Origin of the sequence: Nocardia sp. NPDC057668 (genome assembly GCF_042799795.1) — a bacterium.
GTDB lineage: Bacteria > Actinomycetota > Actinomycetes > Mycobacteriales > Mycobacteriaceae > Nocardia.
This window is the reverse complement of the sequence record NZ_JBHVIC010000007.1, coordinates 544,364-559,247: the sequence shown is the minus strand read 5'-3', so window position 1 is coordinate 559,247 and position 14,884 is coordinate 544,364. Positions and strand designations below refer to the sequence as shown.

At 67.3% G+C, this 14,884-nt stretch carries 5 protein-coding genes and 1 pseudogene; all 6 read right to left on the bottom strand.

Features of this window, described 5'->3' with window-relative positions:
* Positions 1–25 precede the first annotated feature (25 nt).
* The 6 genes and pseudogenes from ACFVBH_RS35860 to ccrA all read right to left on the bottom strand — a co-directional run bounded on the left by ACFVBH_RS35860 (position 26) and on the right by ccrA (position 14,856).
* The gene (locus ACFVBH_RS35860) at positions 26–844 is read right to left on the bottom strand and encodes an acyl-CoA thioesterase domain-containing protein (protein WP_379008650.1); all 819 of its coding nucleotides are present in this window, start codon (positions 842–844) and stop codon (positions 26–28) included.
* 39 nt (positions 845–883) lie between these two features.
* Positions 884–2,341 (bottom strand): polyketide synthase, encoded by a 1,458-nt coding sequence (locus ACFVBH_RS35855; RefSeq protein ID WP_379008648.1) that lies wholly within the window; start codon positions 2,339–2,341, stop codon positions 884–886.
* Positions 2,342–2,361: 20 nt separating this feature from the next.
* A complete protein-coding gene (locus ACFVBH_RS35850; RefSeq protein ID WP_379008646.1) occupies positions 2,362–8,574 on the bottom strand; it encodes an SDR family NAD(P)-dependent oxidoreductase in 6,213 nt (2,070 codons plus the stop codon).
* A 49-nt stretch (positions 8,575–8,623) separates the two neighbouring features.
* Positions 8,624–12,928 (bottom strand): SDR family NAD(P)-dependent oxidoreductase, encoded by a 4,305-nt coding sequence (locus tag ACFVBH_RS35845; RefSeq protein WP_379008774.1) that lies wholly within the window; start codon positions 12,926–12,928, stop codon positions 8,624–8,626.
* A gap of 186 nt (positions 12,929–13,114) precedes the next feature.
* Positions 13,115–13,561, bottom strand: a pseudogene (locus ACFVBH_RS35840) (beta-ketoacyl synthase N-terminal-like domain-containing protein); the annotation flags it as partial.
* 65 nt (positions 13,562–13,626) lie between these two features.
* Positions 13,627–14,856, bottom strand: a complete 1,230-nt coding sequence (ccrA, locus tag ACFVBH_RS35835) for a crotonyl-CoA carboxylase/reductase (RefSeq protein ID WP_379008644.1) — start codon at positions 14,854–14,856, stop codon at positions 13,627–13,629.
* Positions 14,857–14,884 lie beyond the last annotated feature (28 nt).

Sequence of the window (14,884 nt, the reverse complement as noted above, 5' to 3'; positions counted from 1 at the left end):
CTCTCATGGTCTATGTGGTGTCGAGTCAAGAGTTCAGAGCGGCTTCGTCAGCGGAGGCGGCCACCTCGGCGGCGTAGCTCGCGGGATCGACCCGGCGAACGTTGGAGACGCCGGTGGCGACGCATACGCCCAGTGGACCGCTCCGGTCGTACAGGGTCGCGGCAGCGATGGCCACCCCGCCGGTAGCCAGGTGTTCCTGGGCTTGCAGGCCGATCTCGGATCCCACGGGCAGCCGGGAAATCGCCAAGGTCGTGTCGCAATTGATGTAGCCGATTCCGTCGGTGCCCCAGTTGCACACCAGATTGGTCGTGTCCGCGACATAGGCCGCCATCTGAAACGGGCTGTTGACCTCGCCTTCAACCAGCGGAACCACGTCGTGCCAGACGCACTTTCGCTCGCCGTTCATACCGGCGGTGAGATCACCGGTCCATTCGAGCTCTCCCGATTTGAATCGCAGCGGATTCCACTCGCCCTGCTCCGGAACCGGCAATTGCCGCACCGGCTGCCACACCTGCCCGGGCGATTGCGCCGAGACGGACAGGTACATCAGGGTCGCGCGAACCCGCAACTGCTCGCGCTGCATGATCGAGACATCAACCACTCGAACCCGGGATCCGTCACGCACCACCTCGCTGCGCAATTCGATCGGTTCTGCGACCACCGGCCGGAACAGATCCACCGTGAATCGACCGGGAATGAATCCCGTTCCGGGGTCATGTGTTTCGGCCTGGCGCGCCAAAAGGCCGCACAGCGCGGTACCGCTCACCTGTCCGGCTGCCCACGGACTCGACGCCAGTTCGGTCGGTACATAGCGAGCCCCGGCCCGCTTGAAGAATGAAACCACCGTGTATTACCCATTCCGTCGGCTCTTCGAGTATTTGTTTCACTTCCGGCTGCCGGACGAACTACCGAGGAAGGCAGGTACGCAGGGCGTCCGGTTCCAGTCGGGGCGCGGAATCTCTGCTCGCGGCGGGGCGGCAGACTCGGGCGCCGGCCCGACGATGGCATGCGCGTTGGTACCGATGAGGCCGAACGAGCTCACTCCGGCCAACGGACCCGAATCCCCGAGATCCCACGACGCGGCCTGCCCGGATATCCGAATATCACTTCCTGCCAAATCGATTCGTGGATTCAAGGTCCGGAAGTGCGCTACCGGTGGCACCGTACGCTCACGTATGCACAGCAGCGCCTTGATCAGGCCGATCACGCCCGACGCCGCTTCGAGATGGCCGATGCTGGCTTTGGCCGACCCCACATGCAGACCTTTGCCACCATTGCGAGAGCCCAGTGCGGCGACGATCGCGCTGACTTCGATGGGGTCGCCGAGGGCGGTACCGGTGCCGTGGGCCTCCACCAGCCCGATCTCCGCGGGCTCGCACCCGGCATCGGCGAGCGCCGCCTCGATCACTTGCCGTTGGGCGTCGGCATTCGGCGCCGTGAAACCCGAGGACCCGCCGTCTTGGTTGACCGCGGTGCCGTGAATGATCCCTAGCACCGGATCGTGATCACGCTCGGCGTCGGCCAGTCGTTTCAGTACGACCATCGCACAACCCTCACCCCGGACGTAGCCATTGGCTCTCGCGTCGAAGGTCTTGCACAAACCGTCCGGAGCGAGCGCTCCGGTCTGCGCGATGACCTCGGTGGATCCGGGGGCCAGAACGAGATTCACACCGCCCGCGAGCGCGACCTCCGATTCACCACGCCGCAGCGCGCCGACCGCGTGATGAATGGCCACCAGCGATGAGGAACAAGCGCTGTCGAAAGCGACAGCGGCGCCGCTGAATCCGAAGTGATAGGCAATGCGCCCCGCGGCCAGGTAGTGGCCGTTTCCCAGTGCCCAGTGCGGGTCCATATGATCGCGGCCCCAGTCGGCGTAATCTTGTCGGCCCGTGATGCCGACGAAGGTGCTCACCGATTTCCCGGCCTCGTCGCGACCACGAATACCAGCGCTGGCCAGCGCTTCCCAGCTCACTTCGAGCAGCAGGCGATGCTGCGGGTCCATGGCCTGCGCCGCACGTGGTGTCAGGCCGAAGAAGTCGGGGTCGAAGTCGAGCGCGTCGTCGATGAAACTGCCGCTGCTGGGCAGGAATTCCCATTCGTCGGCGAACGGCCATGCGCGATGCCTCGGCATATCGGAGATGAGACTGCGACCTTCGAGCAGCGCCGCCCAGTAGCCATCCAGATCGTCGATACCGGCGGCCAGGCGGAGGCCGACGCCGACCACCGCGATCGGCCCGCCCACCGGTTGCTGGTTCGCCGCCTGTTCCCTCAGCTCCCTGATGGTTTCCGTGGCACGACGCAGAGCCGCGGCCCAGGCATCGTTCTGACCTGGTTCATCCATGTGTGCCTCCTGGTTTCTTGTCAGCCCTCGACCGTGGCGAGCGACTCGGCGAGCTGGTCGCCGATCGCCCCCGCCAAGGCTTCTGCGTTGCCGTAGGTCCACAGCAAAGTGGTGGAAAAGCGCAGTGCGAAAACCGATTCCAGTCGGTTTCGCATCTCCAGGCTCATGAGTGAGTCGAGCCCGAGCGCCTTGAACGAGGCTTTGGCATCCAGGTCCGCAGGGCGCATGCGCAGGACACGCGCGGCCACCTCGGCAATCTTGTCGCGCACCAGAATCCGGCGATCGTCGGCTGTCGACCCGGCGAGCGCGGCATGAAACTCTCCACCGCCCGCAGCAGTGCCGATCGCGGCCCGCCGCAGCAGCATCTGCCAGCTCGTCTGGGCCGCGGAATCGGGATACGCATCGAACCACTGGCGTGGTTCGAACGACGCGTAAGCGACCTGCGACCGGTCTTCGGCCAGGAACGTGGACAAGGCCGCCCATGCTTCCGCCGTACTGAAACTCGAAATGCCGTGTTCGATCAAACGCGCGCTGCGGTGTTCGGCCGCGGCGGCGAGCCCCACGTCGGCGAAGAACCCCCACTGGATGCTCAACCCGGGCCGGCCGTCGTACCGACGAGCCACCGCCAGCGCGTCGAGGTAGGTGTTGGCCGCCGCGTACGCGGCCTGTCCCGGGTTGCCGATCAATGCGGACACCGACGAGAACAGTACGAAGAGATCCAGCGGGTCATCGGCGGTGAGCGCGTCCAGATGCCTGGCGCCGTCCACCTTCGGGCGCAGGACTCGCTCGAACCGCTCGGCGTCGACGCCGAGAATCGTAGCGTCGTCGAGTATGCCCGCGGCGTGGAACACCCCGCGCAGTGGCGGCATGTCGGAGCGGATCGAATCCAGCACGCGGGCCAGCGTGTTCCGGTCGGCGACATCGGCCCGGAAATTGCGGACGGTGGCGGAGTCCACCGCGTCGGAAGCGCCGCGGCCCACCAGCGCCACCGCCCCCGCTCCGTTGGCGAGCAGGTGAGCGGCAAGGCTCTGCCCGAGTGCGCCACGACCGCCCGTGATCAGATAGGTGCCGTCCGAGCGGAAGCGACCCTGTGGCATGGGACTCGGTCCGATGTCCGTGACGCGCCCCGGATGGGTGAGCACGACCCGAGCGGACGATGCCCCGTCTCGCATCGCGGGCAACAGCGCTGCCGCGCAGTCGAATTCGTGCGCTTCAACAGGTTCGGCAGTGTGCCCTCCGGCCCAGATCTTCTGCCACGCGGTACTCAACGCCGCAGCGAAGCGGGTGGGACGACGGGCCATCAGTCCGGCGAGATCCGCCGCCGCGAACATGATTCCTCGCGCGAGGGGAGGCACGCCGATCCGGCGATCCTCGCGAACTCCGGCATCGCCGAGTTCGATGAAGCGGCCGTCCGCGGCCAGCAGATCCAGGCCCGCACCGATCGCCGCGCCGGTCAGGGAATTGAGCACGACGTCGACACCCTGTGCGCCCGCCACCGCCCTCACCTTGTCGGCCCAGGTCCGCGAGCGGGAATCGAAGACGTGCTCGATATCGTGCGTACGTCGCAGGTGATCACACAGATCCGCGCCCGCGGCGGTCGCGATGATCCGGGCGCCGGTGCTTCGGGCGATGGTGATCGCAGCCGATCCCACTCCCCCGGGGTCCGCATGAATCAACACCGTCTCCCCGGGTGCCAGCCGAGCGAGAGCGTCGAGCGCGTACCAAGCCGTCGCTACCGCCATCGGCGTAGCCGCCGCCGTGGTGTGCGCCATGCCGTCCGGGATCGGCTGGGTGTGGTCGGCACGCACCGTCACATGCGATGCCGGAGGACCGAATCCGCAGGCCACCACACGATCTCCCACCGCGCGATCCCGCACCTCGTCCCCGATGGCCCGAATCACGCCCGCGCATTCGTGCACGAGCCGATCGTGCCCAGGTTCGTCAGCTGCGCGAATAGCGGTAGCCGCGGCGGCGAACGAATTCAGGATGGATGCTTCGACCTCGATCACCACCTCGTCCCGTGCGGGCGACCGCACCTCCAGCGGCGCGAAGCGTACGACCTCGCCCTCGTCACCGGGTGTGAGTTCGAGGCGGAACGGCTGCGGCGCGGAACACCACGGACGGCGAGCAGCACTCGGCTCCCTTCGCCGCCCCTGCGCGATCCAGCCGATATAGCGCTGCCCGGAACGCAGCGCGACCTGGTCCGCGCCGACCCCCGCGACGAGTTCGGCCGCACAGTCGTCGAATTCGCCGTCTCGCTCCTGTCCGTCGCCATACAACGTCGTGAGATCGATGATCTCGGCGGACAGCCCGGGATGCTCACGCCGCGCCACGCGCACCAGTCCCCAGAACATGGCTCCGCCCGGATCAGGTGATTCGGTGGTGTCCACCGCTTGTGCCCGGCTGGTCACCACGACCAGACGCGTTGTCGCCGAATTGGTTCGGGCACACAAGCCGATGAGCTCGGCCAGGTCGACCAATCCGCGACGTTGCGCGTCCAGCCCGGCCACCTCCGAGGGCGCGACATAGACAACGGTTCCCGCCCTGGCCGCCGCGCCGGGTTCGGCCGGAGTCGAAACCTCGGTGCCGGCCCGGCGCAACGCATCGGACAAGGCTTCGACGGCGGTGCCGGCGCCGATGATTGCGAAAGAACCGGGGACCGCATCCGTTTCCGCGCGCTCATCGGGACTCCAGTCGAACCCGAACTCACGGTCGTATGCCCGGTCCTCGGTTCGCTCGTCATCGACAGCGTGCAGTTCCAGACCGAGAATGCGGGCCAGCGGTGCGCGCCGGGTATCGAAGAGATGAATATCGGCCGAGTTGTCCGAGCGCCGGATCGCATACGCCCACGCGGTACCGACGGGCTCGGACGGCACCCCGTCCAACAGCAGTTCACCGATACCGGCGGGAAGCACCGCACGTTCGTCGTCGAACAGCGCGAGGGCGGTCTGCATGGCGCAGTCCACCAGTGTGGCGTGGAGTTCACCCGGTTGAACGTGGACACGGGCGCGTTCACCGAGCACGATCTCGGCCAGCACACGATCGCCCCGTGCGTCGCGCAGGCGTCGGATGTCGCGGATACCCCTGAAGTCGGGCCCGTAGTTCAGGCCACGCCGCGCGCAGTGCGCGTAGAAATCGTCGATCGAAAGTACCTCGCCGGGCGCGGGGACATCGGCGGCGTCCACCGGGAAGGGCAACGGTGCGGCGAGCTGCACGGCCCGATGCCTGGCGTGCCCGTGCGCGTACAGGCTCCAGCTGTTCGATCCGGCATCCAACGCAGCGACCTCGAAGCTGATCTCGTCCGAGAGGTCTTGGCGCAGAGTCACTTCGACCCTGATCGGATCGTCGCCAATGGTGAGTACATCCAGGAAGCGCAGCCCCGAGAGCTGCGCGGGAAGGACACCGAATCGAGTACGGACGACCGCGATGGCCAGCGCGGCCTGCATCGCACCCGGAATTACCACCGCGTCGCCGACCCGATGATCGGTCAGCCAGGGCATGGCCCGAAGCCCTATGGGAATGGACGCCTGCCAGGCGCCGGGCTCGATGGAACTGGGATACACAGGCACCCGCAAGGTACCCGTTCCCACTTCGCTGCCGGACGCGATATCCGGCAGCCAATACGCCCGCGCCTGCAGCGGATACGGCGGCAACTCGATCGCGGAATCGGCGACCGCGCCGAAAGGACGCAGACCCGAGACGAAGGCGCGCGCCCGCGACCGGTTCAGTTCTGCGACCGGATCGCAATCCCGATAGAACGACGGCAGCACGACCGGGGGATCGGGACGCTCGGCTGCCTGCTGCTCCACCGCGGGCAGCAGCACCGGATGCGGGCTGATCTCTACCACGTGCGTCACGCCGGAATCGAACAGTTCTGCCATGGCGTCGGCGAAAAGCACCGGCCGGCAAAGGTTTTCCACCCAGTAGTCGCCGGTCAGGTCCACCGCGGTGACCGTGCCCACGCGCACGGTAGACATCATCTCCACGGCGCCCGCCAGCGGCGCGACGCCGGTCAGTTCGGCCCGCAGCGGGTCACGCACCCGCGTCATCAGCGGGCTGTGTGAGGCGTAGTCGACGTTCACCATGCGGCAGAACACACCTCCGGCGGTGAGCACTTCGCCCAGCGCCTCGATGGCGTCGGCGTCACCGGACAGCACACAGGAGGTCGGCCCGTTGTGCACCGCCAGAGCCACCAGGCCCTCGAATCCTGCTATGGCGCCGGGAACCTCGGCCGCGGACAGCTCGACGGACAGCATGCGGCCGGTCCCGGCCACCGAACGTAACAGAGCGCTGCGCCGGGCCACGATGAGTGCGGCATCGTCGAGGCTCAGCAGCCCCGCCACGGTCGCGGCCGCGATCTCGCCCTGACTGTGTCCGATAACGACGTCGGGCACGATTCCGGCGCGTTGCCAGCTCGTCGCGATCGCGACCGAAAGCGCCCATAGCACCGGCTGCACCTCATCGACACGCTCGAGCCAGCCCGGACCCGAAGCGCCGGACAGCACCGCGACCGCATCCCAATCGACGTGCGGTTTCAGTGCGCGCGCACAGGCGTCCACGGTCTCGGCGAATACCGGGTCGTGTTCGTAGAGAACAGCGGCAAGGCCGTGCCACTGGCTGCCCTGACCGGGAAAGACGAAAGCTGTCCGGTCGGCCGTACGAGCTCGGCCGGACAGGATCGCGGGCGACTCACGTTCCGCATCCACGGCGTGTGCACGTAATTCAGCCATCACCTCGCCGGGTTCAGCGGCCAGGATCGCACAACGCAGCGGCAGTGTCGGCGCGCGCCGGGCCAGCGCCGCGCTGATCTCCGCCAGCCGGGTCGGCGCGTCCGCCACCAGGTCCGCGATGTCGCCGCAGCGGAGCCGCAGCGCATCGCCGTTGTGCGCCGAGATGGGCACGAAGCCCGGGCTGCGTGGCAGTGCCGTCGCCATCGGGGGGGCCACGTCGGCATCGGACCTGCGCAGGACCACGTGCGCGTTGGTGCCGCCCCAACCGAAGGAGTTCACACCGATGAGGGCGGTGCCGTCGACGGGAAGTGCGCTGTGCTCGTGGACGATTCGCACGTTCAGCGCGTCGAACGCGATGTCGGGATTCGGAACCTCGGAGTGCAGGCTCGGCGGCACCGTGCCGTGTTCGAGGCACAGCACCGCCTTGACCAGACCCGCGATGCCCGCGGCCGCTTCGAGATGACCGATGTTGGACTTGACCGAACCGATCAGCAGCGGACCGTCGGCCGGCTCGCGGGCCGAGCCCAGGATCTCGCCCAGCGCCCGCGCTTCGATCGGATCGCCACGACGCGTACCGGTTCCGTGTGCTTCGACATAGGCGAGCCGCCCGACATCCACCGCGGTTCGCAGGTATGCCCTGCGCAGTAGATCACGCTGACCGTCGAGGCTGGGCGTCACCAGGCTCTCGCCACCGCCGTCGTTGTTCACCACGGTCTCCACGATCACCGCCCGCACCCTGTCACCGTCGCGTCGCGCGGCGCGCAGCGGTTTCAGGTAGAGGGCGATCACACCCTCACCACGGACGAAGCCGCTGGCCCCCGCACCGAACGCCGCGCAGCGACCGTCCTGGGTCAACCCGCCAAAATGCGTAAAGCCGATCGAAACATCCGGTGTGAGAAGCAGATTCACACCGCCGACCAGGGCCGAGTCGACATCCCCGGACCTGATCGCCCGAACCGCCAGATCGAGTCCGACCAGCGCAGAGGAACATCCGGTCTCCACCGTCATGCTGGGTCCGGTCAGCCCGAGCGTGTAGGACAGCCGCGAAGCGATGACGTCCAGCTGGGTTCCGACCAGACTGTGCGGACCGGCACCCAACCCACGACGCTGACGCAGGGTCTCGTAGTCGTGCCACGACGCCCCGACGTATACGCCGGCGCGGGTCCCGCGCACCCTGTCCGGTTGCACCCTGCCGTCTTCCAGGGCTCGCCAGGCCATTTCGAGCATGAGACGCTGCTGCGGATCCATCTCGGCCGCTTCGCGCGGTGACACTCCGAAGAAGCCCGCGTCGAATTCGTCGACGCCGTCCAGAAATCCGCCCATCGACGGAATTGGCTTCTCCGGATCCAACGGCACACTGGTGTCCCACCGCTCCGGTGGAACGGGCCGGATTGCGTCACCACACGAATTCAGCAGCTCCCACAGCGCGTCGATACTCCCCGCGCCTGGGAACCGACCCGACATGCCGACGATCGCGACGGGTTCGCCCATTGGGGTGGTCATCCGGTTCTCCTGCTTCGCAGTATCAGAATCGTTGGCGCCGACACCGAACTCATGGCCGGCTCGCCGCCGGTCCGTGCGGCTGCGGTCGCAGACGTGACAGGCTCGCCCCCAGGCGGGTCACCAGTTCCGCGGGGACCGGGGCATCGGCGTGTACGACGGACAGGCGATCGAACAGCATCTCGATCTCGGCGACGATCGGCGCGGCGAGTTCGGCGGTGCGCGGCGTGATCTGCTCCAGCACTCGACCAGCCAGCAATCGCACGGTCGGGTACTGGAAGATCACCGCGTTGCCCAGCTTCACACCGGTCAACGCCCTGATGCGAGCACCGAGCTCGATGGAATTGAGGGAATCCAAACCCATATCGGCGAACTGACGATCCGGCTGCACTGCCTCGGGCGTCGCGTAGCCACACACCATCGCGACCGGCTCCCGGACCAGTTCGATCAGTGCCTCGTGCTGCGCCTCTGGGGTGAGTCCCGCCAGCCGCGCGCCGAGCGTGCCCTGGTCGCTCACCTGCTGACTGCCGCGAGGGCGCACATTGGGCAGGGCGTGGAAAAACGGTGGCAGTTCGGTCTCGGGCTCGGCAGCTCGCAGCACCGACACATCCATTCCGATGGGGAGGGCGCACGGCTCGCCGGTGCGCAACGCGTCATCGAACAGGCTCAGGGCGGCGGATGTCGGAATCGGGGTTATCCCCATGCGGCCCAGGCGTGCCCGGTCTCGGTCGTCGAGTCCGGCGGTGTTGGCGGTTTCCTGTCCCCACCAACCCCACGCCAGGGCCGTGGCGGGTAGACCGGCACGGTGCCGATATCGGGCGAGCTCGTCGAGGAAGACGTTGGCCGCGGCGTAGTTGGCCTGCCCGGCGGTGCCGAATGTGCCGGCAGCGGAGGAGAACAGCGCGAACACCGACAAGTCCATATCCCGGGTGAGCTCGTGCAGGTACCAGGCCGCAGCGGCCTTCGCAGGCAGCACAGCGTCGAGATCGCCGGGGGTGAGTGCGGCGAAGGTCGCGTCGGCGAGCGTGGCCGCGATGTGGACGACCGCGCCTACCGGATGGGAGGGGGGCACGTCCGCGATCACTCGGGCCAGCGCGTCACGATCGCTCACATCGCATGCCGCCACCGACACATGCGCCCCAGCTGCTTTCAGTTCCGTTGCCAGTTCGGTGATTCCCACCGCCGCCGCGCCACTGCGCCCGAGCAGTAGCAGATGCTTCGCACCGTGCGCCGCGACCAGATGCCGGGCGATGATCGCACCGATCGTGCCGGTGCCGCCGGTGATCAGTACCGTCCGGTCCGGCTCGAAGGAGCCGAAGCGGGCGAGTGCCTGATCGCCGGGCGGGCCGACAATCTCTGCCGGCCCGCCGTCGCAGAGCAACCGCCTGCCGAAGAACTCGCCGTCGCGCACCACGATCTCGGGTTCGGCCGCACGCAGAGCGATGGTCAGCTGATCCAGGCCTATATCACCGGCGCCGATGTCTACCTGCACGATCCGGCCCCGATGCTCGGATTGTGCGCTGCGCACCAGTGCCGCGACCGCGGGCGCAATCAAGCTCGCCGCGTCGTCGGTGGCTTCGACCGCATGGACACCACGGGTGAGAACAATGAGCGAGGTGTCGGCGAATCGTTCGTCTGCGAGCCAGGTTTGCAGTTCGACCAGGGTTCGGCCGAGCTCGTCGCGCAGCCCGCGCACCGGAGAAACAACCGACTCCCCCGCTACCCGGGACAGCACCACCACCGGTGGCACCGGGACGCCGGAAGCCACTGCCGCGTAGAGATCGTCGAGAACGGAATAGGACCTGAGGCCTGGTTCGCCGCGAACACCGGCGGGTGCCGGACCGACCACCGCCCAGTCACCGAGCCTGGAGGAGTAGCGTGCCCGCCATACCGGAAGCGGAAGCCAGCCGACGCGATAGCGTGAGTCCGGCCGACCAGCGATTGCCCGGGTGTCGATTGCGGCGGTATCGAAAGCACCCACCCGCACATGCCCCTCGGCCACAACTCGACCACCGGGATCCGCCAACGACCACGCGAAACGATCAACGCCCGCGGGGGTCAACCGCGCTCGGACGGCAGTCACGCCCAGCACGCGTAACTCGACGTCCTCCCACTGCACCGGCAAGCGTGTAGCGCCGACTTCGGCAGGGACGGCCGCCACTACCGGCCGCACAGCCGCGTCCATCAGGGCGGGATGCAGGCAATAGCCCGTCGAATCAGCACTGCCGCTCGGCAACTCGACCTCGGCGAAGAACTCCTCGGCACGCCGCCATACCGTCCGCAGGCCTTGAAACAGCGGGCCCAGCCGTTGCCCGAGGGCTGCGGGATCCGCATCCACGGCCTCGAGATCCCTGGCCCGATCCGCGCCGACCGGCGGCCAGACGCCGAACCCGCGGCCAGCTATTCCCGCGCTCCCGGACGCCGGGCCGAGCGCCCCCTCCGCCTGCAGGCTCCAGCGGGCCTGCCGGTCCGCATCCGCCGGTCGCGAATAGACCGATACCGCGCGCTTTCCCCCCGCCCGGGGATCTCCGACTACGACCTGTACCTCAACGACGGCGTCGACCGGCAGAGCGACCGGGGAGTGCACGATCAGTCGCTCGACCCGTGGCACACCGAGTTGTTCGCCGGCGTGCAACGCGAATTCCAGCAGGGCCGTACTCGGCAGCACCGGGGTCCCGCGCAAGGAGTAATCCGCCAGCCAGGGGTGGCTCACCGGCGAGACTCGAGCGCGAAAGAGGACGTTCCCGGTTCCCGGTACCTCGATCGAGTCGCTGAGCAGCGGATGCGCCGACAGCTTCGTGTCGGCCGCGATCCGCGTAGCACCCCCGCCGCCGGTGGCGAAGTTGGGCCGGTAGGTTCGACGCTGAAAAGCGTAGGGCGGCAGCGGAATCGACTGCACGGAACCCCTGGGATAGATTGTCGACCAGTCCGGGGAGACGCCTCCGACATGCGCCCGGGACACTGACGACAGCAGACGCCGCAGCCCGGAGTCCGCACGTTCCAGAGAATCGACGACCAGACAAGAATCCGCCGCAGGGCCGAGAGATTCGTGCACAGCGGCCGTGAGGACCGGGTGCACGCTGATCTCCAGAAAAGCGTCGTATCCGGCGGACGCGGCCGCCAGTACCCCTTCTTCGAAACGCACCAGGTCACGCATATTGCCGAACCAGTAATCGGGGCCCAGCTTCTCGGTCGCCAGCGCGCCGCCGGTGGTAGTCGAGAAGAAGACGATGTCACGGGCTATTGCGGTGATCGGGGCCATCGCGTCATCGAGCCGCTCGCGTAGCGAATCGACGTGCGAGGTGTGTCCGGCGCACGACGCCGGAACCCGCCTGGCTCGAATCTTGTCGCGATCGCAGGCCTCGATGATTCGGTCCACGCCCGCGATGGCGCCCGCGACCACGGTCGCGGACGGCGAGTTGATCGCGGCGATGTACAAATCGTCGATCCCGGCCAGGAGTTCACGCACCCGCGCGACCGGTGCGCCGATCGAGGCCATGCCGCCGGTGCCGTCGAGTTCGCGCAGAAGCTTGCTGCGCAGTGCCACGACCCGTGCCGCGTCGGAAAGCGTCAGCGCACCCGCGACATACGCCGCGGCGATTTCGCCCTGCGAATGCCCGAGCACCGCTGCGGGTTCGATGCCGAACGAACGCCATAGGGCCGCGAGTGACACCATGGTCGCGAACAGCGCGGGCTGGACCACGTCGATCCGTTCGAGCGACGGCGCTCCCTCGGCTTCGTGCAGTACCGCGGTCAGCGACCAGTCCACGAACTCCGACAACGCCGCCTCACATTCGGCGATCTTCGCTGCGAATACCGGAGATTCGGCCATCAACCGCACCGCCATCCCCGCGTACTGCGGACCCTGCCCGGGGAAGACGAAGACCACTCGGCGTGGGACAGCTGTGCCGCGAATCGGCCCGCGCGGCCTGTGCTCGGCCAGCGCGGAAAGCCCACCGAGTAGCTCGATCGTGTTCTTGCCCAGTACCACCGCGCGATGGGCAAGATCGGTCCGTGTCGCCGTGAGAGCGTGCCCCACCTCACGCGCGGTGAATTCCGGATGCGTCCGGACGTGGTGCGCCAAACGTTCCGCCTGTGCGGTGAGCGCTTCGGGGGTATGGCCTGAAAGCGGCCACAAGGCCAGCGGCACACGCAGTCCGGCCGAAACCGGGGCGATAGGCGGGGTCGGGGGGGCCTGTTCGAGGACCAGGTACGCGCCGTCGGAACCGGACTGCGGTACCACCACACGCCGCGGGTGATCCGGACCGGACCAGGCGGCACCGCCGACGGCCGGATAGGGCGGTGCGATTCCCGATCCCAGAGCCTCGATCAGGGTGATCACAGTTGCAAGCCCCATCACACCGTGAGCCGGTGGAATCACCACCTCGAACTCATCGACCTCCGCTCCGCTCCGCGGGCCGACAGCCTCGTGTTGCACGGCCAGCACCCGGTGACCGAGCCGATGGGCATCGGCAAGCCGCTCCAGCACGAGGACGGCAACACCATCGGGAGCATCGTCGGCGTCACAATCGCCGCGAGGCAATGCAATCGAGACTGCACCGGCCAGAGCAAGGGAACACTCCCGCGCGACGAGCGCCCTCGCGGCCAGGCGTAGCGCGCCCAGTGCCGACGAGTCGGCCATGTCGACACCCAGCGCAGGCCCACTCAATCCCAGCAGCCCTGCGACGGGGCCGGGCAACGCGCCACGGCCGACACCGGTGTTCGCACCCACGTACATGCCGGTCGCGCTGTCGCACAGTTCTGTCGGCAGAATCCCCGCGGCTTCCAGTGCATGCCAACATGATTCGAGTAGAAGTCGCTGTTCCGGATCCATCGCCGCGGCGATATCCGGCCCGGTTCCAAAGAAATCGGCATCGAATTCCTCCGCGTCCGCGATCGCACCGGAGATCGACTTCCCTGCGACCACCGAGCCCCACAGCTCTTCTGGTGACTCGATACCACCTGGGAAACGGCATGAGATTCCGACCACGGCGATAGCACGATCGGAAACGAGATGATCTGTCACAACTGGATCCAATCCGGGCCTGTCGCCCGTCAGCTATCCGACCGAGCGTTGACAAGCACAGCCATGTTCCCCGGGGGCTGCCGGTTGTCACACATCAGCTGATGCAATTTGCCGATTTCCGAAAACGCGCCGACCTGGGAAAGACAGGGATCCACATCCCCGGCCGAGACCAGTTCGGTAATCGCACGGCATTGTTGAAGATTCGCGAAATGCGAACCCTGCAAACGCTTCTGCCGCATCCACAGGTAGCGGAGATCGATATCCGCGTTGTACCCGGTAGTACCACCGCAGATGACCACCATGCCGGCGTTGTCACACAGATAGATCGAGGTCGGAATGGTGTCCTGACCGGAGTGCTCGACCACGATCCTGGGCGCTCGCTGGGATCCCAGCGCCGCCCGATACGCGCCGCCGAATCGGCGCACCTCGGAGAGCCATTCGCCCATCCCGCATTCATCGCCGATATCGGGCAAACGTCCCCAATGCGAGAAGTCCCGGCGATCGACGACGCCGACCGCGCCCAGATTCGCGCAGTGTTTCTCACGCTCGGCACTCGACACGACAGCCACCGGACGCCCGCCGTGTGTCCTCGCGATTTGAATAGCCATGGAACCGAGCCCACCTGCCCCACCCCAGATCAGAACAGGATCTCCGGGGCGCACCACGTTCGGATACCACCCCAGCAACTGCCGGTACGCGGTCGCGCCCGTCAGTATGTACGCGGCGGCCTGTGCCCAGGAAAGCCGGTCGGGCTTGGGATGACACTGGTAGTCCTGAACCACTGTGAACTGCGCGAAAGAACCGTAATTCTGTTCGTAGCCCCAGACGCTCTGGCTCGTCGACGTCATCTGGTCCGCGCCCATCCTGATGTCCTCGGCCGACTCGTTCCAGACGCAGGACGACAGCACGACGGCGTCGCCGACGCGGACGCCGTGTGCGCGATCGCCCACCGCCCAGACAATGCCCGCGCCCTCCGAGCCGCCGATGTGAAAATCTTCCGTCTCCCCGCGCCGGCGTCGGGCGGCGATCACGTCGAGTGGTGTGCCGCGCGCGGCCCAGACATTGTTGAAATTGATTCCGGCCGCCATCACATAGACGAGCACCTCACTCGGCCCGATCGGCGGCACGCCGACGACCTCTTCGCGAAACGCGTCGGCCGGTTCGCCATACCGTTCCGGCCGGATGACCGAGGCCAGCATTGTCTCCGGTACGTAGCCGACCGGCGGCAGCTCACCCAGCTCGTACAGTGCCTTCTTCAACGATTTCCCCTAACCGCGAATGCCCCCG

What these genes read in the sequence shown, in the direction of transcription:
- ACFVBH_RS35855 (WP_379008648.1), bottom strand. Translation starts at nt 2,341, where the DNA reads ATGGATGAACCAGGTCAGAACGATGCCTGGGCCGCGGCTCTGCGTCGT.
- ACFVBH_RS35850 (WP_379008646.1), bottom strand. Translation starts at nt 8,574, where the DNA reads ATGACCACCCCAATGGGCGAACCCGTCGCGATCGTCGGCATGTCGGGT.
- ACFVBH_RS35845 (WP_379008774.1), bottom strand. Translation starts at nt 12,928, where the DNA reads ATGGGGCTTGCAACTGTGATCACCCTGATCGAGGCTCTGGGATCGGGA.